The following is a 21394-nucleotide window of genomic DNA, read 5'->3' on the forward strand; positions in this document are numbered from 1 at the left end:
TAATAATTAATAGAAATGAGTGAGTCAATTGACAGAATATCAATTTCCAAAAGGCTTTTGGTGGGGATCAGCAGCGAGTGGGCCACAAACAGAAGGCCGTATCGAAAACGATGGCAAAGGCGACAGCATGTGGGATTACTGGTATAAAGAAGCACCAGAAAAATTTTTTAACCAAGTTGGACCTGAAAAAACATCACAAGTTTATCAAAAATACCAAGAAGATATTCAATTAATGAAAGCAACTGGACACACGACTTTTCGAACATCCATTCAATGGAGTCGTTTAATTCCAGATGGTGTGGGAGCGGTAAATCCAAAAGCTGTTGCTTTTTACAATGACTATATTGACGATATGATTGCGAATGGTATTGAACCATTTATGAATCTATATCATTTTGATATGCCGATGGCTTTACAAGAAAAAGGTGGTTGGTTAAATCGTGAAACGGTAGATGCTTATGTAACCTTTACTAAAACGTGTTTCGAATTGTTTGGCGATCGAGTGAAAAAATGGTTTACGCATAATGAACCGATTGTACCGGTTGAAGCAGGGTACTTGTATCAATTTCATTATCCGTTAGAGATTAATTTAAAGCACGCTGTTCAAGTGGGATACCATGAAATGCTAGCTAGCGCTAAGGCGATTGCTGCTTATCATGGGATGAAACTGGGTGGAGAAATTGGGATTATTCTAAACCTGACACCAAGTTATCCGCGGGATGAAACGAATCCAGCTGACGTGAAAGCGGCAGTCATTGCGGATGCGTTCTTTAACCGTTCCTTTTTAGATCCCTCTGTTAAAGGAGAATTCCCAGTCGAATTGGTTGAATTGTTAAAAGAAATTGATCATTTACCTGTATATGAGGAAGAAGACTTAGTTATTATTAAAGAAAATACAGTTGATCTATTAGGTATTAATTATTATCAACCAAGACGCGTCAAAGCCAAAGAAACGCCAATTGATCATACGAATGGACCGATGCCAGAGGATTACTTTGATACCTATGAAATGCCAGGCCGAAAAATGAATCCGTATCGTGGCTGGGAAATTTATGAAAAAGGAATTTACGATATTTTAACCAATGTGCGTGAAAACTATGGCAATATTCGTTGCTATATTTCTGAAAATGGAATGGGCGTTGAAGGCGAAGAACGATTCATTAATGAAAAGGGCGAAATCGAAGATGACTATCGAATTGATTTTGTGAAAGACCATTTAAAATACGTGCACCAAGCTATTACCGAAGGTGCAAACTGTCAAGGTTACCATATGTGGACGTGTATGGATAACTGGTCATGGAACAATGCTTACAAAAATCGTTACGGATTTATTTCAGTAAATCTTGCAGAAGATGGAAAACGTACGATTAAAAAAAGTGGTCATTGGTTTAAACAAATCAGTAGCCAAAATGGCTTTAACGATTAAAAAAGAAAAGGTTGCTCTGTTCATTTGACAGGGCAATTTTTTTTTAAATCGAATTCGTACCCACATGACACAATGTTTGATACAATAAAAGAAACTATTTGTAAAAGAGGGATTGCAATGTCAGTATATCAATTCAATGTGACTCAAATGAACGGCGAAGAAGTTTCTTTAAGTAAATACAAAGGCAAAGTCCTATTAATTGTTAACACAGCAAGCAAATGTGGCTTAACACCTCAATTAGAAGGCTTAGAGGCGATGTATGAACAATTTAAAGAAAAGGATTTTGTAATCTTAGGATTTCCTTGCAATCAATTTATGATGCAAGATCCTAAAAGCAATGATGAGATTATGGAATTTTGTCAATTAAATTATGGTGTGACATTTCCAATGCATCAAAAAATCAAGGTTAAGGGAAAAGATGCTGATCCGTTGTACAAGTATTTAGTTGAACAAACGGATGGGAAAAAAATTGAATGGAATTTTGCCAAATTTTTAATTGGCAGAGATGGGGAATTAATTGAACGCTTTCCTTCAAAAATGCCTCCTTCAGAATTTATCGACCAAGTTGAAAAAGTAGTCATTAATTAAGGCTGTCTAAAAAATTGTAAAAGCAATGAAGTTCATTCGTGTTCTTGATTGCTTTTTTTTTATCAATCTTAACGAAGGGGGAAGAGGCGAATGGCAGAGAAATTTTTGTTACAAGGGGAAGCAAATCCAGAAAATGTCATTCAAGGTCGTTATTATCGATTTACGGTTTTAACAGAGCGCTTGATTCGGATGGAATATTCCGCAAATGGTACCTTTGAAGATCAAAGTACCCAAGTTGTCACCAGACGTGATTTTCCAGCCGTTACATTTTTAGCAACGGAAGAAAAAGGAATTCTAGAAATTTCTACGAACTATTTCCATTTATATTATAAGAAAGGTCCTTTTACGCCACAAAATTTAAGTATTGATTTAAAATTTGATTATGCAAGCTACCACGATCAATGGACCTTTGGTGATGAATTAACCACTTTAAAAGGAACTGCAAGAACCCTTGATAAAGTCAATGGCGCTACAAAGTTGTCGGAAGGCCTGATGGCAAAAAATGGCTACAGTTTATTAGATGATTCCGCGTCATTTTTGATTGATGAGAACTACAATTTTAAAAAGCGGGAGGACAATGGGCAAGATTTTTATTTTTTTGCTTATGGACGGGATTATTTAGCGTCTTTAAAGGATTTCTTTTATCTATCAGGAAGCCCACCTTTACTACCAAGGTTCGCATTGGGCAATTGGTGGAGTCGTTATTGGCAGTATTCAAGCAAGGAATATCAAGAATTGATAAGGAGATTTGCAGTGGAAAAAATTCCGTTTTCAGTTGCAGTAATTGATATGGATTGGCATTTAACGACCATTCCTGATCGTTTTGGAAGTGGCTGGACGGGCTATACTTGGAATCTTGAATTATTTCCACAACCAAAAGAATTTTTATCGTGGTTGCATCAAAAAGGATTGAAAACAACCTTGAATGTTCATCCGGCAGAAGGCATTCGCGCGTATGAGGAACCTTACTTGAGGGTTGCAAAACGCTTAGGTTTAAATTCTGCAGAAGAAGAACCGGCTCCGTTTGATTTGACAGATTCATTGTTTAGGGAAGCTTACTTTGAAGACGTGCATCATCCGCTGGAAGCAACAGGTGTTGATTTTTGGTGGATTGATTGGCAACAGGGAGTTAATAGTCGAATTTTGGGGTTAGATCCTATGTGGTTGTTGAATCATTATCATTATTTAGACAATCAGAAAAATCACTCAGAAGGTTTAATTCTATCTCGCTTTATCGGTCCTGGCAGTCAACGTTATCCAATTGGATTTTCTGGTGACACGGTAATTTCTTGGGAGTCATTAGATTTTCAACCTTATTTCACAGCAACGGCAACAAATATCGGTTATACATGGTGGAGCCACGATATTGGCGGTCATTATCACGGGGTTCATGATGAGGAGCTGACTTTACGTTGGATGCAATTAGGAACGTTTAGTCCAATCAATCGGCTTCATAGTTCGGATAATCCTTTTAACAGCAAAGAGCCTTGGCGTTTTAATGATATGATTTTTAACTCAATGCGCTACTTTTTACAATTAAGACATCGACTCGTTCCTTATTTATATACAATCAATTATTTGACTCATACGGAAGGCTTGCCTTTGGTGATGCCGATGTATTATTTAAATTCGATGGATGAGCTGGCTTATGAAGTGCCCAATCAGTTTTATTTTGGAACAGAATTATTTGTAGCTCCAATTACAACAAAGTCCGATAGTGATTTAAAATTAAGTCAAGTCGTGGTATGGTTTCCTGCTGGCAAGTGGTATGATTTTTTTACTGGAGTTCGTTACCAAGGTGGAACAATGCTTAAAGTTTTTCGCAGTCAAACGGACTATCCTGTTTTTGCCAAAGCAGGAGGGATTGTTCCGATGAATCAAGATGGTTCTAAAAACGGTGAAGACTTACCAACGAATTTAGAAGTGCATATTTTCCCAGGATCTGATAATGAGTTTACCTTGTATGAAGAGATAGAAAATGCTTGTTTAGAGACGACTTTTAAACTTGATTGGAAGCAACAGCAATTGACGATTTCATTAAGGGGTGAATTAGAGATAGTACCTAAAAATCGTCAAATTACTTGTCTTTTTAGAAATGTAGAATTAGATTCAAGTCAGAAATTGGCCAGTTCAATCGAAGTTGATGTGAAAAGTAAAACGGCGATAGTGGAATGGACAAATTTTGCGATAGGTACCACGAAAGTAATTGATTTCAGAGGTATCAGAGAAGTTCAGTGTCAGCAGATTGTAGAAGAGGTATTTTCTAAATTAGATCAAGCGAATATTAGTTATTCACTAAAACGTGAGATTTATCAACATTTTATCACCTTTCAAGAAAGTTTGCCGTTAATTGGAATGATTAATAATTTAACCAATCGAATGTTGGCAGATTGCTTGTTTGAAATGATTTATACGATGGAAAGTTAGCACACAATCAATGGATTGTGTGTTTTTTACTGGATGTGAATCGCAAAAAGACTAGTCTTTTTAAATTAAATGGGTTATGATAAAGAAAAGAAGTAGCAAAGAGGTGGATTTCCAATGGTTAAATACCAACAAATTGCAAAAATTATTAGAAAAAGAATTCAAGAGGGTGTTTATCCGGTAGATTCGTTGATTCCAGATCAGGTAACCTTATCAAAAGAATTTGATGTTAGTCGCATGACAATGAAAAAAGCCTTGGATATCTTAGCGATGGAAGGGTTGATTTATCGTCAAAGAGGTGCGGGGACATTTGTAATGAAAAATGCACTGATTAATCAACTTGATACAAAAGCAGAAGAATATGATGGATTAACAAAACAGTTACCAGACAAAGAAATCACAAGTAAAATTATTTACTTTGATATTGAATTTCCAAGTGAAAAAGTGATGGAACAATTGATGTTAAAAGAAAATCAGCCGGTCTATAAACTAATTCGCTTGCGCTACTTAGAAGGTCAACCTTATGTTCTTGAACATACGTATATGCCGTCAGATATTGTGACAGGATTAACGGAAGATATTTTATTAGGATCAATTTATCGTTATTTAAAAGAGGATTTAGGTTTAGTTTTTGGTGGAGCTTTTAGAAAAATACATGCAGACAAGGCTTCGGAGTATGACATTGATTATTTAGAGTGTGCTCCTCATGACCCGGTACTTGAAGTAGAGCAAGTTGTTTACTTACAAAATGGCAAACCTTTTGAATATTCTAGAAGCCGTCATCGGTATGATAAGCGTAGTTACACAATTTTAGATGTAAATAAAAGCAGCTAAAAAGGAGAGCCGAATGGCTCTCCTTTTTAATTGTAAATATCATAACTAATGACAGCGCTATCCGGTTTTTTAAATTCATGGCGTAAAAAATTTAAATAGGTTCCAGGGGTTAAGATACCATTCATAGACAGCAAATCAATTCCTGAAGGACCAATAATTGAATCGGAAAGTAAACAGCAATTTGTTGTTAAAACAAAGTAGGATTTAAATGGTCCTCGATTAAATTTGTATAACTTACTATTGGCTTGGTAACAAGCTAGACTGGCGTAGTCTTGATACATCGTTTGGTCAACTAGAGGATTTTGGGCAAGAGCTAAACTATAATTAGATTTCCATTCGTAACATTGAGCTTTGATATTTTTAATGGCATTTGCGACATCTTGCTTTTCCTGAGGAGTTAACTGAATGCCAAAACCAAACAATGTTTTTTGACTGTGTTTAATACAAAATGGAATGTAAGAAGCTTTATCTGTGGTTAATAAAACGCCGTCGCCCATAGTATCGAATAAATGATACGAATCTTCATCGTAATTGCCATAAGAAATAATTTCGCCATCAAAACATAAATCCATATGACCAATTGAGCCAAAACTTTTTTCTGTGACATGAATGTAAATTTCTAAATCAGGAACAATATCTGATTTTCGTTCTGAAAAAACGGCTTTTTCACTGACAACTTCACTAGGTTTTAAAATTTTATTTGTTTCAGTTAAAACGCGTTTTGGAACAAAAGCTTCTAAAAAGATTGGAGGCGTAATTTTTATTTTACGTTTCAAACGGTCGATGGTTGAATTTGGAAGGTAACTCATCAGCAACAAATAAAGGTTGCCACATCCTGATAGAATAAAGTAAATGCCAAAAGCAATTAGAATTTGTTCCAAGGATAGAAAAGGTGAGAATATTAACAAAATTCCTGTAGTGGAAAGAAATAGTCCACTTACTAAAAGCGTGAATCTTCCAGATAGTTGATTTATATAATAAGTGCGATAGCTGACTAGCTTTGCAAAACCTTTTAATAACGTATAACAGCCAAAAACAGTAAATAAAAATTGATACGAAATCGTTGAAAAAAAATAAAAACTCAAACCAAGTATAATTTTTATTAGACTATCCTTTAAAACTTTCAAATCTAGTTTGCGTTTTAATAAAAATTGTGAAAAATGCGACAGGCTATCGATTAGCAATGCCAACATCATTAACAAGGTGAAAATAGAAAGCAAGGATGTGTTTATTTTTAAGATAATACTCCCAACGAGAATTAAGGCAAAGCTCGATAAAAAGAGATAAAGCCGGTTTAAATGAGTTGTCGACATAATAAGACCTTTCTTATAAAAAATAATCTACCTAATAGATAAAATAGGATTCAATCGGTTCTAATTTTAACACTTAATAGAAAGAAATCAAAATTTTGTCAAGACGCTCGTTGCTTAACTATCGAGATTAATAAAGGAATGTATCTATTTTTTTGTTTGGTATAGTCGTTTTTATTCTTTAATTGTTTTTAATATAAACTATATTGGATGTGTGTTATAATCATTGGTATACCTATTTAGTGATGAAGGATGGAGGGGGTTGCAAAATGAACAATAATCAAAAATACTTAACTTTATTAGCAAAAGAATTTCCAACAATTGGTGAAACAGCGACTGAAATCATTAATCTGCAAGCTATTTTAAATTTACCAAAAGGTACTGAACATTTCATTAGTGATATACACGGTGAGTATGAAGCTTTTCAACAAGTTCTACGAAACGGTTCAGGAAACATTAAAGAAAAAATCAAGGATATTTTTAGTAATCGTTTGACTCAAAAAGAGATGACTCATTTAGCTACGTTGATTTATTATCCAGAAGAAAAAATGACGTTGACGATTGAAGCTTTAAAAAATCAACAAGAAATTGATGAATGGTACAAAATTACCTTAAATCGCTTAGTAGAGCTGTGCGTTTTTGTAGCGTCAAAATACACACGTTCAAAAGTTAGAAAGGCTCTTCCTAATGAATTTGCGTATATAATAGAAGAATTACTATTTAAGGCGAACGATTCAAATGACAAGGAAGATTATTATAATGAAATTATTCAAAGTATCATTGCGTTAAATCGAGGTTTTCAATTTGTAAGCGCAATCTCTTATTTAATCCAGCGTTTAGTGGTAGATCATTTACATGTAGTGGGAGATATTTACGATCGTGGACCGTTTCCTGATAAAATTATGGATACCTTAATGGACTACCATTCTGTGGATATTCAATGGGGAAACCATGATATTTTATGGATGGGTGCAGCAAGTGGTTCACAAGTTTGTTTAGCAAATGTATTAAGAATTTGCGCGCGATATGATAATTTATCAATTCTTGAAGAAGGCTATGGTATTCCGTTAAGACCGTTATTGACGTTTGCAGAAAGGGTTTATTCAAAAGAAAGCGGAGCCTGTTTTGCACCGAAAATTGATCAAAAAACGACGTCTTATTTAACCGATGAGCTGCAACAAATTACGAAAATCCATCAAGCAATTGCGGTGATTCAATTTAAATTGGAAGGCCCGATTATTAAACGCCATCCAGAATTTCAAATGGAAGATCGTCTACTTTTATCTAAAATAGATTATAACCACCAAACCATTACGATTAAAGGAAAAGTCTATCCCTTAATAAATGCTTACTTTCCAACAATTGATCCATTAGACCCTTATTGTTTAACGGAAGAGGAGCAACAAGTCATTGAAAAATTAAGTGAGGCGTTTCAACACAGTGAAAAATTGCAGCGACATATGTCATTTCTCTATAGCCATGGCAGTATGTATTTAACGTATAATAATAATTTATTGATTCATGGTTGTGTTCCATTAAACGAAGATGGCAGTTTGATGTCATTAAAATTGAAGGGAATCTCCTATCAAGGGAAACAATTGTTAGATCAATTTGAACTGGCGCTAAGAAAAAGTTGGCTATCAAAAGAAACTGATAAAACAGCTGAGTTAGATTTGATTTGGTATTTATGGACAGGTGCGGTTTCTTCATTATTTGGAAAAGATCAGATGACAACTTTTGAACGTTATTTTATTGAGGATAAAGAAACGCATGAGGAAAAAAAAAATGCGTATTATCGTTTGCGAAATACAGAAAAATGTTGTCGTATGATTTTAGAAGAGTTTCATCTGAATCCCACTTGTGGGCACATTATTAATGGGCATACTCCAGTAAAGGAACGCATCGGTGAAAATCCTATTAAAGCAAACGGTAAATTGATTGTTATTGATGGTGGTTTTTCAAAAGCATATCAAAAGACAACGGGCCTTGCAGGTTATACGTTGCTTTACAATTCCTACGGTATGCAATTAGCCTCACATCAACCTTTTACTTCAAGGATGGATGCAATTGAAAATGAGCGAGATATTATTTCAACAAGACGCGTAATTGATTTAGAATTAAAGCGTAAAAAGGTAAGTGAAACGGATACAGGGCAGGAATTAATGAAACAATTAATTGATCTAAAGAAGTTATTAAAAGCCTACCAAGATGGAGTAATTAGTCAAAAATAAGAGTCAGAATAACTGATTCTTATTTTTTATTCTTAAAAAGAAATAAAACAAGTCTTTTTTGAATGAAGCCTGATCCTGTAAAAATAAATAAAGCATCATTGCTAATAAAGTGTTAAAATAAATATTAATATTATTAGTAAAATAAAAAAATAAGCAGACAAGTCTACTTATTTTTTTCTAGTTTATTCTAATGATGGTCATGTTTTTATTAATGAGAAGCTTCCAGTAACCGACAATCTGATTTGCGGACAATTAGTTTGCCGTGGTATTTTTCATCGAATTCTTTGTCTGAATTCAGCGCTATTACTAAGAAGGAATTCTCATAAACTTTTTCGATATATCCTTCAAACTCTTTTTCATTTAATGTGAAGATGATTTGATCAGCGTACCCCATTGGTTTTCGCCTCCAATAAACTTTTTTATTCATGAAAAGTGAATAACATCATTATGCAATAAATGATATAAATTATAAAATGCGAATTCGCATATTTTTTGAAAGTGAGGCACTTTATGGCAAATCTAGGTTCCACCATAAAAAAATTTAGGAAACAGAATAATATGACTCAAAAAACGTTAGCTGAAAAAATCTGCTCCCAAAGTGTCTTGAGCCGCATTGAGAGTGGACTCGAAGTCCCAAATGCTGTAGTATTACATCAATTGTGTGAACGGCTTGGAATCTCTGTGGAAAAAGCTGTTTCTTCTAATGTGAACCATATTTCTTCAAATAAAGATACGTTAAAAAAGATGAGTGATTATTTTGACAATAACCAATATGATCAGCTAAAAGTATTTTTGAAACAAAATAACTGCATCAACGAGTTTCATGAGGATGTGGATTTGCAATTTTATTACTACTGCAAGGGAAGTTGTCGTTATTATGTGGATGGTGATTATAAAGGAGCATTAAATGATTTAACAATGGCCTTAGAGTATACTTATTCTCCTAATAATCATTATTTTACTACTTATGAAGTATTGATTTTAAGTTGTTTAGGAAAAGTTTATATTGATTTAGGAGCAGAGGCAGAGGGGATGAACTATCTGCATGATAGTTTATTGGCTATTAACAGTGTATCCATGAATGAAAAATCATACTTGCTCACAAAGATTTTTTACAACATTGCATCGATTCATCGTAAAAAGAAAGCCTACAGCGACGCTAGGATTTATCTTGAAAAAGGAATTCAGTTTGCTAATGACTTACACAATAGCTACTATTTAGCAGAACTTTTTTATGAGAAAGCCTGTATTTCTTATGTAGAAGGGGATCAAAAAACGGCCTATTTAGAGATGTCAGTTGCTTACGGAATTGCGCAAGGGGTTGAAAATAAGAAAATGGTGTTACTAACAAAAGAAAAATTAATCAAGTGGGACTTTTATCCTGTTATTTGAAAAGCTTATATCATACCTAATTTTAGAAAGTCAACAGAAATTTTGTCCCTAATGGTTGTAAAACTTTTTATAATGATTATAATATAGAGTGAAGTTCAAAAAATTAATATCAAAATTAGTTTTATGAAAATGAACATAAAAAGAGGAGGTTTTTTGTAGTGGGATTAGATATCGTTACACTAGCACGTTTTCAGTTTGCGATGACAACCGTTTTTCATTATTTCTTTGTGCCATTATCAATTGGATTAGCTTTAGCAGTTGCTGTCATGGAAACGATGTATGTTGTGAAGAAAAAAGATGTCTATAAAGACATGGCGAAATTTTGGGGACATATTTTCCTATTAAGTTTTGCTGTTGGAGTAGTGACAGGGATCATTCAAGAGTTTCAATTTGGGATGAACTGGTCAGACTATTCTCGATTCGTAGGAGATATTTTTGGAGCGCCACTTGCGGTAGAAGCGTTATTAGCCTTCTTCCTAGAGTCAACATTTATTGGATTGTGGATTTTTGGCTGGGATAAATTCAGTAAAAAAGTTCATATGGTCTTTATTTGGTTAGTGGTCTTTGGTTCGATGATGTCGGCTTTCTGGATTTTAGTTGCAAATAGCTTTATGCAACATCCAGTAGGATATGAGTTAAACAATGGTCGCGCTGAATTAAATGATTTTGGTGCATTGTTAACAAGTCCTCAAGTATGGTATGAATTTAGTCACGTATTATTTGGTGCGGTAGTTCTTGGTGGCTTTGTGGTTGCTGGTTTATCAGCATTTAAATTACTAGCTAAAAAAGATACATCATTCTTTAAAAAGTCATTAAATATCGGCTTAACACTTGGCTTGATTGGCGCCGTTTGCTCTATTTTAAGTGGAGATTTACAAACAAAAGCTTTAGTACACGATCAACCAATGAAATTTGCTGCAACAGAAGGTTTGTATGAAGATTCTGGCGATCCTGCTTCATGGGCATTACTAGGCATTCATGACGTTGAAAAGAAAGAAACAACTTGGTCATTGGAAATCCCTTATTTATTAAGTATTCTTTCATTTAACAAACCAGAAGGTGCCATTCGAGGCATGCTGTCAATTAATAAAGAATTGATTGAAAAATACGGCAATCAGAATTACTTCCCACCGGTTCGAACTCTTTTCTGGAGTTTCAGAATTATGGCTGGTAGTGGAGTATTCTTATCATTAGTTGCTATTCTTGGTCTATGGTTTAACAATAAGAAGAAAACATTAATGGAAATGAACTGGTTATTACGTGTCATTGCATTTTGTACGTTTGTACCATTTATTGCGAATACAGCAGGTTGGTTGATTACGGAATTGGGTCGTTACCCATGGACGGTATACGGCGTCTTTACGATTGCTGATAGTGTATCACCAAACGTTTCAACAACGTCGCTATTAATCAGTAATATTATTTACTTCTGTTTATTCTCAGGTCTTGGTGCCGTAATGGTTTACCTTGTGAAAAAAGAGATGGACAAAGGTCCTTACCATGAGCTAGAAAGTCAAGATCATGATTCTAAAGCAAATGTAGATCCATTTGAAAAGGGGGCTTTCGGAGATGAGTGATATCAGTAACTTACAGTTTTTGTGGTTTATTTTAATCGGTGTCCTATTCGCAGGCTTCTTCTTCTTAGAAGGATTTGACTTTGGTGTTGGGATGTCTACTCGTATTTTAGCAAAAGACCGCGAAGAGCGTTCACAAATTATTGAGTCAATTGGTCCTGTCTGGGATGGGAACGAAGTTTGGTTGTTAACTGCTGGGGGCGCGATGTTTGCGTCATTCCCATACTGGTATGCTTCTGTATTTAGTGGCTACTATCTGATTTTATTTACAATCTTATTCGGTTTGATTATCCGCGGTGTATCGTTTGAGTTCCGTGGCAAAATGGAAACAGAAAAAGGGCGTAACTTCTGGGATTGGACATTATTCTTTGGAAGCATTATTCCACCATTCTTTTTTGGAGTTCTATTTACCAGTATGGTAAGTGGAATGCCACTAGATGCTGACGGAAATATGACTGCAACGTTTACGTCTTACTTTACACCCTTCTCACTTGTTGGGGGTGTTGCATTAACATTATTATGCTTGTTACATGGCTTTAACTACATCCGTTTAAAAACAATCGGTGAAGTAAGAGATCGTGCAGTAGCTTATGGGAAAAAATTATATTTAGTCTTGTTTGTTGGGTTAGTAGCATTTGCAGGCTTGTTGTATGTTTCAACTGACTTCTTTGATATTCACCCTGTATCAACACTAGCATGGTTAGTAGTGATTGTATTGCTAAGTGTACTAGCAACATACGGAATTTATAAAGACAAAGAATGGTTGTCATTTATCACAAGTGGGTTGACTTTAATTGCTTTAGTCGCATTATTGTTCTTTGGTTTATTCCCACGTGTCATGGTAAGTTCAATCTCACCTGACTTTGATTTAATGATTAAAACAGCTTCAAGTTCTCCGTATACGTTAAAACTAATGACATGGTTATCACTTTCAATCTTGCCATTTGTTATTGCGTATCAAAGCTGGAGTTACTACGTTTTCCGCAAACGAATTACTAAGGAAAAAGCGGTGAAATATTAATTATGATGGATAAACGCTTATTGGGTTTATCTGGCATGAAAAAAATGATGATAATGCTTGCAGGAATTTCTTTTCTGCAAGCTTTTATGATTATTTTTCAAGCTAGGTATTTGGCCCTTTCAATTACAGGATTATGGAACGGTGAAGGATTGTCTCATCAGCTGACCAGAATGCTGTACTTTTTTTTAGCTTTTGGTGGTCGTCATTTATTGACACTAATTAGAGAACATCTTCTAGATAAGTATTCATATGAAAAAGGCAAAGAGTTACGAAAAGCATTATTGAATCAAGTTTTTTCATTAGGGCCTAATATGGTTCAAAAATCAGGAACCGGAAACGTTGTGACAATGGCGTTAGAAGGCATTCGTCAAGCGGAAAATTACATCACCTTATTTTTATCAAAAATGATGAATATGATGATGATACCTTGGATTGTCTTAATTTATGTTTTCACATTAGATGTTGATTCAGGTGTAATCATGATTATTGTTTTTCCAATCATTATTCTTTTTATGATTATTTTAGGCTATGCTGCTAAAGGGAAAGCAGATCGACAATATGAAACGTACCGTATTTTATCAAATCATTTTGTGGATGCCTTACAAGGCTTGGAAACCTTAAAGTTACTAGGTCTAAGTAAGAAATACCGTAAAAATGTACATGATGTGAGTGAAAGCTATCGAAAAGCCACCATCAGTACGTTGAAGATAGCAATTTTATCAACGTTTGCACTAGACTTTTTTACAACCTTATCCATTGCAGTAATCGCATTGTTCTTAGGGTTGCGTTTACTTGAAGGGGCGCTGTTGTTATTGCCAGCTTTGACAGTCTTGATTTTAGCACCTGAATTTTTCTTGCCTTTAAGAGAATTTTCAAGCGACTATCACGCAACTTTAGATGGGAAAAATGCCATGGGGGCTATTTTGGATGTTTTAGCATTAGAAACGCCGACGGATGTTGAGGTTTTATCAGATGAGGCCTCTCTTTGGAATGCTGAAAGTACACTAAAAATCAACAACTTAAAGGTTTCCTACGAAAATAATGATCGTTTAGCCATTGATGAGTTGAATTTTGAATGGAAGGGCTTTGGGAAAATTGGTTTGATCGGAGCCAGTGGTTCTGGAAAATCAACCTTTATTGATACAATTGGTGGTTTTTTACAGCCAATCGATGGAACTCAAATTGAAATAAATGGTACCAAAATCCCTCATTTTGCACAGCGTAATTGGCAAAAAGAAATGGTTTATATTCCACAAAAACCTTATTTGTTCCATGATACGTTAGCAAATAATATTCGTTTTTATCAACCAAAAGCAAGTGATGAAGCGGTTTTAATTGCTGCCCAAAAAGCAGGACTGAAAGAATTTATTGAAGAGCTGCCAGAAGGGATGAATACCTTTGTTGGTGAAAGTGGTCGAATGATGAGCGGGGGGCAAGCCCAAAGAGTCGCGATTGCAAGAGCTTTTCTAGAGACGGAACGTAAAATTTTACTGTTTGATGAGCCAACTGCTCATTTAGACATCGAAACAGAAGTCGCCTTGAAAGAGACAATTCTGCCTTTGATGGAAAATCATTTAGTTTTCTTTGCTACTCATCGTCTGCATTGGACAAATGAAATGGATATGATTTTAGTTTTAGATCAAGGTAAAGTTGTGGATGCAGGCACTCACGAAGAATTACTAGTAAAAAATGGGGCGTATGTCTCCTTGATGAATCAAATGAGAGGAGAGCTACCAAATGAATAAAAAAATGATGCTAAAAATGCGTCAAACGTTTAGCGAAGATAGCTGGGTTAAGCCTTATATGGCAAAATATCGTAAATTATTATACCTTGTTTTATTCTTAGGGTTTATGACGCTATTTTGTGGAAGTGCGTTGATGTTTGTTTCAGGATACTTAATTAGTCGCTCGGCTAGTTTACCTGAAAATATTATGCTGGTTTATGTTCCCATTGTACTAACGAGAGCCTTCGGGATTGGCAGACCAACGTTTCGTTACGTTGAGCGCTTAGTTAGTCATAACTGGGTGTTGAAAATGACCTCTGATTTACGTGTGAAATTGTATCGTTCTTTAGAAAAAGAAGCAATCTTCTTTAAAGGAAAATACAAGACAGGAGATATTTTAGCTATTTTAGCAGAAGATATCGATCACATCCAAAACTTGTATTTACGAACTATTTTTCCAACATTGATTTCATGGGGTATTTATATTTTAGTTGTGATTGGATTGGGCTTCTTTTCAATTCCATTTGCACTGATGATGTTGTTGATGCTAGCTGTTGTTACAATTTTAATGCCATTAGTATCGGTTTTAGTGAACGGTGCAAGAATGTACGCTCAAAAAACCGCTCGTAATGGTTTATACGATCAATTAACAGATGCGGTTTTAGGTGTTGGCGATTGGTTATTTAGTGGCAGAAAGCATGACTTTATCACTAGTTATGAAGCGAGTGAAGCAGAAGTTCGTGATTACGATGAAAAAATCAAACGATTTGATCGTGTTCGTGATTTCTTAGTTCAGCTTTGCTTTGGGTTAATTGCACTAGCTGTTTTAGTTTGGACAAGTACGGTTTTTCAAGGGAATCATGGCGGAGGTGCCAACTGGATTGCCGCTTTTGTGCTAGCCGTTTTTCCATTAATTGATGCTTTTGCACCGATTCCTCAAGCTATTTCTGAATTGCCTATTTATGGTGATTCAGTGGAACGTATGAATGCTTTGCCTAAGATCGATGATTCTGCTGATGAAGCAAGTGAACGCGCCCTAGGATTAACAGAAGAGGTCTTTCAAGAGCTTCAAATCCAGCATGTGTCATTTTCTTATGAAGAAACCAATAAAACGATTATTGATGATTTATCGATTACTTTAGCAAAAGGGGAAAAACTTGCGTTGTTAGGTAAAAGTGGCGCTGGTAAAAGTACGCTTGGGAAAATACTTCGTGGCGATTTAATGCCAACAGCAGGCGAAATAACGATTAATGGTATTCCAACTTATGAATTTGGCGATGGCATTTCAAATTGGATTGGAGTTATTAATCAAAGTCCATATTTATTTGATACGACTGTGTTAAATAATGTCCGCTTAGGAAATATAAAAGCAACGGACGAAGAAGTGATTGCAGCGCTTTATCAAGTGGGTTTAGGTGAAATGATTGCAAGTTTACCAGAAGGCTTTCATACGTTAGTAGAAGAAGCTGGTGGCCGCTTTTCTGGAGGCGAAAGACAACGTTTAGCTTTGGCACGGATTCTATTGCAGAATAACCCAATTGTGCTGTTAGACGAGCCTACAGTAGGCTTAGATCCGATCACAGAACAAAGATTGCTAGATACGTTGTTTGATGTGTTGAAGGATAAAACGATTATCTGGATTACCCATCATTTACAAGGTGTCAATCAAATGGATCAAGTAATTTTTCTTGAAAATGGGAAAATTGAGATTTTTGGCACACCAACAGAGCTTTTAGCTACAAATGAACGTTACCAAACGTTATATCGTTTAGATCGAGGAGAATAAACATAAAAAGAGGATGTTCATTTTAAATGAGCATCCTCTTTTTATGTTTAAATTAATAATTCCGATTAAGCAACTGTTTCGTTAAAGCTAATAAAAGTTGTTTTTCAGGTTGTTCAGGTAAATGATTAATCCCTTTTAAAGCTTTATTTGTGTAGCGTTCTGCTAAATTCTTAGCTTCTTCAACGCCTTGGTATTTTTCGATTAAGGAAAGAACCATCGTGACATCCTCTTGACTCATAGCAGATCCATTTTTTAGATAAGGAGCAAATTCCTTTTGATGGCCACGCATTGCTAGAATCAGTGGCAGAGAGTATACTCCTTGCTTCACATCTTCTAAGACAGGTTTTTTTAAAACTTCACTGTTCTCAGTATAGTCTAAAATATCATCTAGAATTTGAAAGGCAATTCCAATATTATGTCCGATATGATGGCTGCTAGTAATTACTTTTAAATCAGCCTTTCCCATCTGAGCGCCTTCAAAGCAGCTTAATGAAAAAAGTTGAGCTGTTTTACCAGTAACACGTCGTAAGTATTGGCGAAGAGTCACATCTGTGTTGTAGCGTAGATGCATTTGATCTAACTCTCCAATTAAGATGCGTTTCATTGTGAAGGCATTTAATTTTATGGTACTAAAAGAATCCGTTGAATCAGCGATCAAATCAAAATAAACGGTGAAAAGGAAATCTCCCGTATACACGGCAATATCTTTTCCGTATTTTGCTTGTACTGTTGGTGTTCCTCTTCTAGTAGGAGAATCATCAATAATATCGTCATGTATCAATGTTGCCATGTGTAATATTTCAAGTGAAGCGGCAGTATAAATTAATTTTTTATGTTTTTTCTTTGTGTCGCTACCAAAACGTGAAAAAAGAATAAAGTAAGCAGGGCGTAATAATTTCCCACCAGAATGTAGGAGGTCATGAATGGTAGTTTCAACTTCTTTATTACGAATTCGAACTTTTTTTTCCATCACTGCGTAGCTTTCAGCTAAATCGTCTTTGATTGCTGGAAAATTTTCCCACATAGGATGAATTGGCATAGTTGGTTTCCTTTCAAGTAGCACGGATGGCCACTTCTATTTTATCGGTTTTTAAATAGATAGTATCATCCATAAATCTATCGTATTCTCCCGCCTGTGTCAACGATTGTGAATTAAAAAATAAGTTTTTTTGGAGAGAAAAAGGAAAAAAGAAAAATTACTTGACATTAATCGGGGTTCATCGCATATTTAGGTAATAGAAGAATTTAATTTAGGTAAAATCAATTAGGATTGGTTTAGATGAAGGATGGGTTATATGAAATTTAAAACTTTTTTAGAATTAGTTGAAATACAAGCAAAGACTGCAAGCATCTTGCCCTATTTTATGGGCATCATTTATGCATGGTATCATTATCAAGAGCTTCATTTATTGAATCTGCTGCTCTTTTTTATAGCGATGTTTCTATTTAATATGGCAGTGGATGCGATTGACAATTATATGGATTATAAGAAAGCGTCAAAGGAGCACAATTACCGTGAAGAGGTTAATATTATTGGACGTGAAAATATTCCAATTCAATTAGTAGGAACGTTGATTGTCATTATGGTTGTCATTTCAGCAGGGCTAGGCCTTTATCTAGTGAAACAAACGGGTTGGCCGTTACTCTACATGGGATTATATTGTTATTTTATCGGTATTTTTTATTCCTCTGGTCCAAAGCCGATTTCAAGTATGCCTTTAGGAGAAGTTTTTTCAGGTTTCACAATGGGCTTTATGATTTATTTAATCAGTATTTATGTAAATGCGTATAATGTGATGACGTTCGATAGTCAGACATTCTTTATTATACTATTTGCATCGATTCCGAATATGTTTGCAATTGCTAATTTGATGTTAGCCAATAATATTTGTGATTTAGAAGAAGATGTGACGAACAAACGCTTCACATTGCCTTATTATCTAGGAAAAGCCAATGCATTAAAGCTCTTTAAATGGCTGTATATTCTAGCTTTCGTATCATTAATTATTTCAGTTTATGTCGGAATTTATCCAAAAATGATGTTAGTGACATTACTTGCCATTCCGTTTGTTAATAAAAATGTCACCAAATTTTTACATGTACAGGACAAGCGTAAAACTTTTGTCTGTGCCGTTCAAAATCTAGCCTTGATGACCACCTTACAAGTCGTTACATTTTTAATAGGAATATGGGTGAATTTTTAAATTCCCTTTCTCATTATAAAATTAAAAATTAAAAAACATTGAATCTTGTATAAAAGATTGCGATAATGTAAGTAGAAATTTGATTATTAAAAAAGGGGCTATAACTAACATGAACATTTTAAGAGGACAGGTTTCAGTAGATAAATACAATTTTGAATTAGTTGAAGGTGAGCCATCGTTAACTACGAATGTTGAAGTGAAAATTAATGAAGTCGTACCATCAGATGAAGCCGATAAAAATATTTTAGAAAACGGAAAAATTTTCCGTATTGAAGTACCATTTGCACTAGAATTAGATCGTTTTAAAATCGAAGGGTTGATCAGCCAAATTGCTCAAATCGAAGAATTTTTTGGACAACCAAATGAATTGGAAGTAGACACAATGCGTGAACTTTCAAAACCTTTAATCGACTATATCGAACGCCTAACTTATGAAGTAACCGAAATAGCTTTTGATGAACCTGGTGTAACATTAAATTTTGAATCGAATTAAAAAAGATTGAGAAGAACCATTCAAACTTGGATGGTTCTTTTTTGCTGTCAGAATTTAAATATCAAATCCTTAAACGTCAGCTTTCAACTAGATTAAGAAACAATTGTTTGTGAAAAAAATATCCAGTTTTAAAAAGGTTTTTGTTTTATTTTTCACAAACAGGGTTGTTGACGAAAGGACAAGAAAGTTGTAAGCTATTCAATGGATAAACAAATATGAAACGTCATACATAAATGATGTAGAAAGAGTGATAAAAATGGCTAAAACAAAAATCGTTATTTTAGGTGCAGGCTATGCTGGTTTAAGAACTTTAAAGCAAGTTCAAAAAGAACACCTTGATGCGGAAATCACAATTGTAAATAAAAATGAGTACCATTATGAAGCGACTTATTTACATGAAGTTGCAAGTGGAGCAAATCCACCAGAAAAAATCAGCTTTCCAATTATGAGTGTTGTTGATCAAAAACAAACAAACTTTATTCAAGATACTGTTGTCATGGTCAACAAAGATGAAAAAACGGTTGAGCTAGCAAAAAATGGCACAATCGAATTTGACTATCTAGTCTTTGCATTAGGTTTTGAATCTGAATCATTTGGTATTACCGGAGTAGACGAATTTGCTTTACCGATGGTTGATATCCCCACTGCTGTAAAAGTAAGAGAGCATATGCATGCTCAATTTGCAAAATACAATGAAACAAAAGACGAAACACTATTAAGTATCGTTGTATGTGGAGCTGGTTTTACAAGTATTGAATATCTTGGAGAATTAACGCAACAAATGCCAAAATTAGTTAAAGAATACAATTTACCAGCTGATAAAATTTCAATTACGTGTATTGAAGCAATGCCAACCTTATTGCCAATGTTTGTTGAAAAATTATCAACTTATGGCATTCAAAAATTAAAAGACCGTGGCGTTAAATTCTTAGTTGGCACACCAATTAAAGAAGTAACTCCAGAAGCAGTTGTTTATCAAGAAAATGATGAATTAAAAGAAGTAAAAGCAAAAACAATCGTTTGGACAACCGGCGTTAAAGGCAGCAGCCTTGTTGGAAAATCAGGATTTGAAGAACGTCGTGGCCGTGTGATGGTAGCAGAAGATTTAACTGCCCCAGGTTACCCAACTATCTTTATTATTGGCGATTGCTCTGCCGTAATGGATAAAACTTGTGACCGTCCATTCCCAACAACCGCACAAATTGCGTTGAAACAAGCTGATAATGTAGCGAAAAATTTAGCTGCAAAAATAAAGAACCAACCAATTGTACCCTTTACATTTAAATCACAAGGCTCAGTTTGTTCAATCGGGAACAACGAAGCGATTGGTGAAGTAATGGGACATAACTTGAAAGGCTATCCAGCATCAATGATGAAAAAAGTAATTGAAAACAAATCATTAATGACAACTGGCGGCATGAAAGTCATGTTTGAAAAAGGTCGCTTTGATTTATATCATTAAAAAGAATTAAAAAAGTTGAAAAGTGATGTTAAATCAATGATTTAGCATCACTTTTTTTGCTTTTTAGAAATTAAAGCTAGTAAAAAAAAACGAGTTTGTTACAATAGGAGAGTAAGGATGTGTTCATTAGATGACAAAAGTCTTAGGAATTTTAGGAACATCAAATAAGTTCGGCATCACTGCTCAAATGTTACAAGCAGTCCTAGCAGGAGCAAAATCAGATGGTTGTGACGTTGAAATGATTTGCTTAGCGGATTATCCACTAGAAATGAATCCTAGTAAAGAGCACAATCAAATTCTGGATCAATTGCACCACAAGATGCTAGCAAGTGAATGCTTGATTTTTGCAACCCCAACTTATTGGAAAGATGTATCCGGTTTAATGAAGCAGTTTTTAGATTGTATGAGAAGTCGGATGGTGCGTTTTGGAAAAAAAGACGGCGAAATGTTGCCAGATTTGTATGCAAAAAAGAAGTACATTTTATTAACCAACTGCTACACCAAAACACTAGAAAACTGTGTAACAGGAGTAACCGATTCTACCTTTATTGTGATGGATCGAGTATGCACGACGGCTGGAATGGAACTTGTTGGTGAAGCCGTTACAACAAATACTTTCGCTATGAAAGAACTGCCAGATTGGAAACATGCAGAGTGTGTAAAACTCGGAAAAAAAATCCAAATAAGCATTGAAAAGAGGGACTTTACTGTGAAACGTTACATTCAATTATTTTTTATGTTGGCATTCAGTACATTGATTACAATGGGAATTCAATCCCTGATAGAAAACTGGCTTCCAATCACAGGTTTTTGGGGAAATTATGTCACATTTGTCTTAATCTTTTTTATCTTACTTTCTGTAGTCTTACATTACTTTTCAGTAAAAAAACATAAACGCAACTAACTATAAATGAAGAAACCACTT

Annotated in this window: 17 protein-coding genes; 14 read left to right on the forward strand and 3 right to left on the reverse strand. The window is 34.8% G+C overall.

The features are described from left to right. Positions 1–28 precede the first annotated feature (28 nt). The 4 genes from AC07SW_RS04225 (at position 29) to AC07SW_RS04240 (ending at position 5272) form a co-directional block, all read left to right on the forward strand. Positions 29–1426, forward strand: a complete 1398-nt coding sequence (locus tag AC07SW_RS04225; protein WP_119907661.1) for a glycoside hydrolase family 1 protein — start codon at positions 29–31, stop codon at positions 1424–1426. Between the two features lie 117 nt (positions 1427–1543). Next, complete coding sequence (locus tag AC07SW_RS04230; RefSeq protein ID WP_034571264.1) at positions 1544–2014, forward strand: glutathione peroxidase; 471 nt, start codon at positions 1544–1546, stop codon at positions 2012–2014. 90 nt (positions 2015–2104) lie between these two features. Further along, positions 2105–4441, forward strand: coding sequence for a glycoside hydrolase family 31 protein (locus AC07SW_RS04235; protein ID WP_485401435.1), 2337 nt, complete (start codon positions 2105–2107; stop codon positions 4439–4441). A 114-nt stretch (positions 4442–4555) separates the two neighbouring features. Further along, positions 4556–5272 carry a GntR family transcriptional regulator gene (locus AC07SW_RS04240; protein WP_135017650.1) on the forward strand — a complete coding sequence of 239 codons (717 nt, stop codon included), beginning with the start codon at positions 4556–4558 and terminating at the stop codon, positions 5270–5272. A gap of 26 nt (positions 5273–5298) precedes the next feature. Here the strand turns inward: AC07SW_RS04240 and AC07SW_RS04245 are convergent, their stop codons facing one another. Further along, positions 5299–6585, reverse strand: coding sequence for an HdeD family acid-resistance protein (locus tag AC07SW_RS04245; protein WP_034571256.1), 1287 nt, complete (start codon positions 6583–6585; stop codon positions 5299–5301). Positions 6586–6851: 266 nt separating this feature from the next. Here AC07SW_RS04245 and AC07SW_RS04250 point away from each other — a divergent pair, with 266 nt between their 5' ends. Further along, entirely contained in the window at positions 6852–8813 is a 1962-nt protein-coding gene (locus AC07SW_RS04250) for a fructose-1,6-bisphosphatase (RefSeq protein WP_135017652.1), read from the forward strand. Positions 8814–9021: 208 nt separating this feature from the next. Here AC07SW_RS04250 and AC07SW_RS04255 read toward each other — a convergent pair whose 3' ends face one another. Further along, positions 9022–9207, reverse strand: coding sequence for a hypothetical protein (locus tag AC07SW_RS04255; RefSeq protein WP_034571251.1), 186 nt, complete (start codon positions 9205–9207; stop codon positions 9022–9024). A gap of 116 nt (positions 9208–9323) precedes the next feature. On the opposite strand from AC07SW_RS04255, the gene AC07SW_RS04260 reads away from it, so the two are divergent. The 5 genes from AC07SW_RS04260 (at position 9324) to cydC (ending at position 16310) form a co-directional block, all read left to right on the forward strand. Further along, the gene (locus AC07SW_RS04260) at positions 9324–10205 is read left to right on the forward strand and encodes a helix-turn-helix domain-containing protein (RefSeq protein ID WP_051915672.1); all 882 of its coding nucleotides are present in this window, start codon (positions 9324–9326) and stop codon (positions 10203–10205) included. Positions 10206–10363: 158 nt separating this feature from the next. Next, positions 10364–11782 carry a cytochrome ubiquinol oxidase subunit I gene (locus AC07SW_RS04265; RefSeq protein ID WP_034571245.1) on the forward strand — a complete coding sequence of 473 codons (1419 nt, stop codon included), beginning with the start codon at positions 10364–10366 and terminating at the stop codon, positions 11780–11782. Position 11783: 1 nt separating this feature from the next. Next, on the forward strand, positions 11784–12800 hold the full coding sequence (gene cydB / locus AC07SW_RS04270) for a cytochrome d ubiquinol oxidase subunit II (protein WP_034573695.1): 1017 nt from the start codon (positions 11784–11786) through the stop codon (positions 12798–12800). A gap of 2 nt (positions 12801–12802) precedes the next feature. After that, entirely contained in the window at positions 12803–14545 is a 1743-nt protein-coding gene (cydD, locus tag AC07SW_RS04275; protein WP_135025050.1) for a thiol reductant ABC exporter subunit CydD, read from the forward strand. Next, positions 14538–16310: a thiol reductant ABC exporter subunit CydC gene (gene cydC, locus AC07SW_RS04280; RefSeq protein WP_119907667.1), complete on the forward strand. Its 1773-nt coding sequence runs from the start codon at positions 14538–14540 to the stop codon at positions 16308–16310. The genes cydD and cydC overlap by 8 nt, the downstream gene beginning before the upstream one ends. Before the next feature lie 52 nt (positions 16311–16362). Here the strand turns inward: cydC and AC07SW_RS04285 are convergent, their stop codons facing one another. After that, positions 16363–17349, reverse strand: coding sequence for a polyprenyl synthetase family protein (locus AC07SW_RS04285; RefSeq protein WP_485441964.1), 987 nt, complete (start codon positions 17347–17349; stop codon positions 16363–16365). Positions 17350–17605: 256 nt separating this feature from the next. Here AC07SW_RS04285 and AC07SW_RS04290 point away from each other — a divergent pair, with 256 nt between their 5' ends. The 4 genes from AC07SW_RS04290 to AC07SW_RS04305 all read left to right on the forward strand — a co-directional run bounded on the left by AC07SW_RS04290 (position 17606) and on the right by AC07SW_RS04305 (position 21373). Beyond that, positions 17606–18514 (forward strand): prenyltransferase, encoded by a 909-nt coding sequence (locus tag AC07SW_RS04290; RefSeq protein WP_034571234.1) that lies wholly within the window; start codon positions 17606–17608, stop codon positions 18512–18514. Positions 18515–18623: 109 nt separating this feature from the next. Further along, entirely contained in the window at positions 18624–19007 is a 384-nt protein-coding gene (locus AC07SW_RS04295; protein WP_034571232.1) for a DUF1149 family protein, read from the forward strand. A gap of 256 nt (positions 19008–19263) precedes the next feature. Further along, positions 19264–20469, forward strand: a complete 1206-nt coding sequence (locus tag AC07SW_RS04300) for an NAD(P)/FAD-dependent oxidoreductase (protein ID WP_034571230.1) — start codon at positions 19264–19266, stop codon at positions 20467–20469. Positions 20470–20599: 130 nt separating this feature from the next. Then, positions 20600–21373, forward strand: a complete 774-nt coding sequence (locus AC07SW_RS04305; protein ID WP_135022483.1) for a flavodoxin family protein — start codon at positions 20600–20602, stop codon at positions 21371–21373. The last annotated feature ends 21 nt before the right edge of the window (positions 21374–21394 follow it).

It is taken from the genome of Carnobacterium sp. GW821-FHT04C06 (assembly GCF_059420345.1).

What these genes read in the sequence shown, in the direction of transcription:
- AC07SW_RS04245 (WP_034571256.1), bottom strand. Translation starts at nt 6,585, where the DNA reads ATGTCGACAACTCATTTAAACCGGCTTTATCTCTTTTTATCGAGCTTT.
- AC07SW_RS04250 (WP_135017652.1), top strand. Translation starts at nt 6,852, where the DNA reads ATGAACAATAATCAAAAATACTTAACTTTATTAGCAAAAGAATTTCCA.
- AC07SW_RS04290 (WP_034571234.1), top strand. Translation starts at nt 17,606, where the DNA reads ATGAAATTTAAAACTTTTTTAGAATTAGTTGAAATACAAGCAAAGACT.
- AC07SW_RS04260 (WP_051915672.1), top strand. Translation starts at nt 9,324, where the DNA reads ATGGCAAATCTAGGTTCCACCATAAAAAAATTTAGGAAACAGAATAAT.
- AC07SW_RS04295 (WP_034571232.1), top strand. Translation starts at nt 18,624, where the DNA reads ATGAACATTTTAAGAGGACAGGTTTCAGTAGATAAATACAATTTTGAA.
- cydD (WP_135025050.1), top strand. Translation starts at nt 12,803, where the DNA reads ATGATGGATAAACGCTTATTGGGTTTATCTGGCATGAAAAAAATGATG.
- AC07SW_RS04285 (WP_485441964.1), bottom strand. Translation starts at nt 17,349, where the DNA reads ATGCCAATTCATCCTATGTGGGAAAATTTTCCAGCAATCAAAGACGAT.
- AC07SW_RS04305 (WP_135022483.1), top strand. Translation starts at nt 20,600, where the DNA reads ATGACAAAAGTCTTAGGAATTTTAGGAACATCAAATAAGTTCGGCATC.
- AC07SW_RS04255 (WP_034571251.1), bottom strand. Translation starts at nt 9,207, where the DNA reads ATGGGGTACGCTGATCAAATCATCTTCACATTAAATGAAAAAGAGTTT.
- cydC (WP_119907667.1), top strand. Translation starts at nt 14,538, where the DNA reads ATGAATAAAAAAATGATGCTAAAAATGCGTCAAACGTTTAGCGAAGAT.
- AC07SW_RS04240 (WP_135017650.1), top strand. Translation starts at nt 4,556, where the DNA reads ATGGTTAAATACCAACAAATTGCAAAAATTATTAGAAAAAGAATTCAA.
- AC07SW_RS04235 (WP_485401435.1), top strand. Translation starts at nt 2,105, where the DNA reads ATGGCAGAGAAATTTTTGTTACAAGGGGAAGCAAATCCAGAAAATGTC.
- AC07SW_RS04300 (WP_034571230.1), top strand. Translation starts at nt 19,264, where the DNA reads ATGGCTAAAACAAAAATCGTTATTTTAGGTGCAGGCTATGCTGGTTTA.
- AC07SW_RS04230 (WP_034571264.1), top strand. Translation starts at nt 1,544, where the DNA reads ATGTCAGTATATCAATTCAATGTGACTCAAATGAACGGCGAAGAAGTT.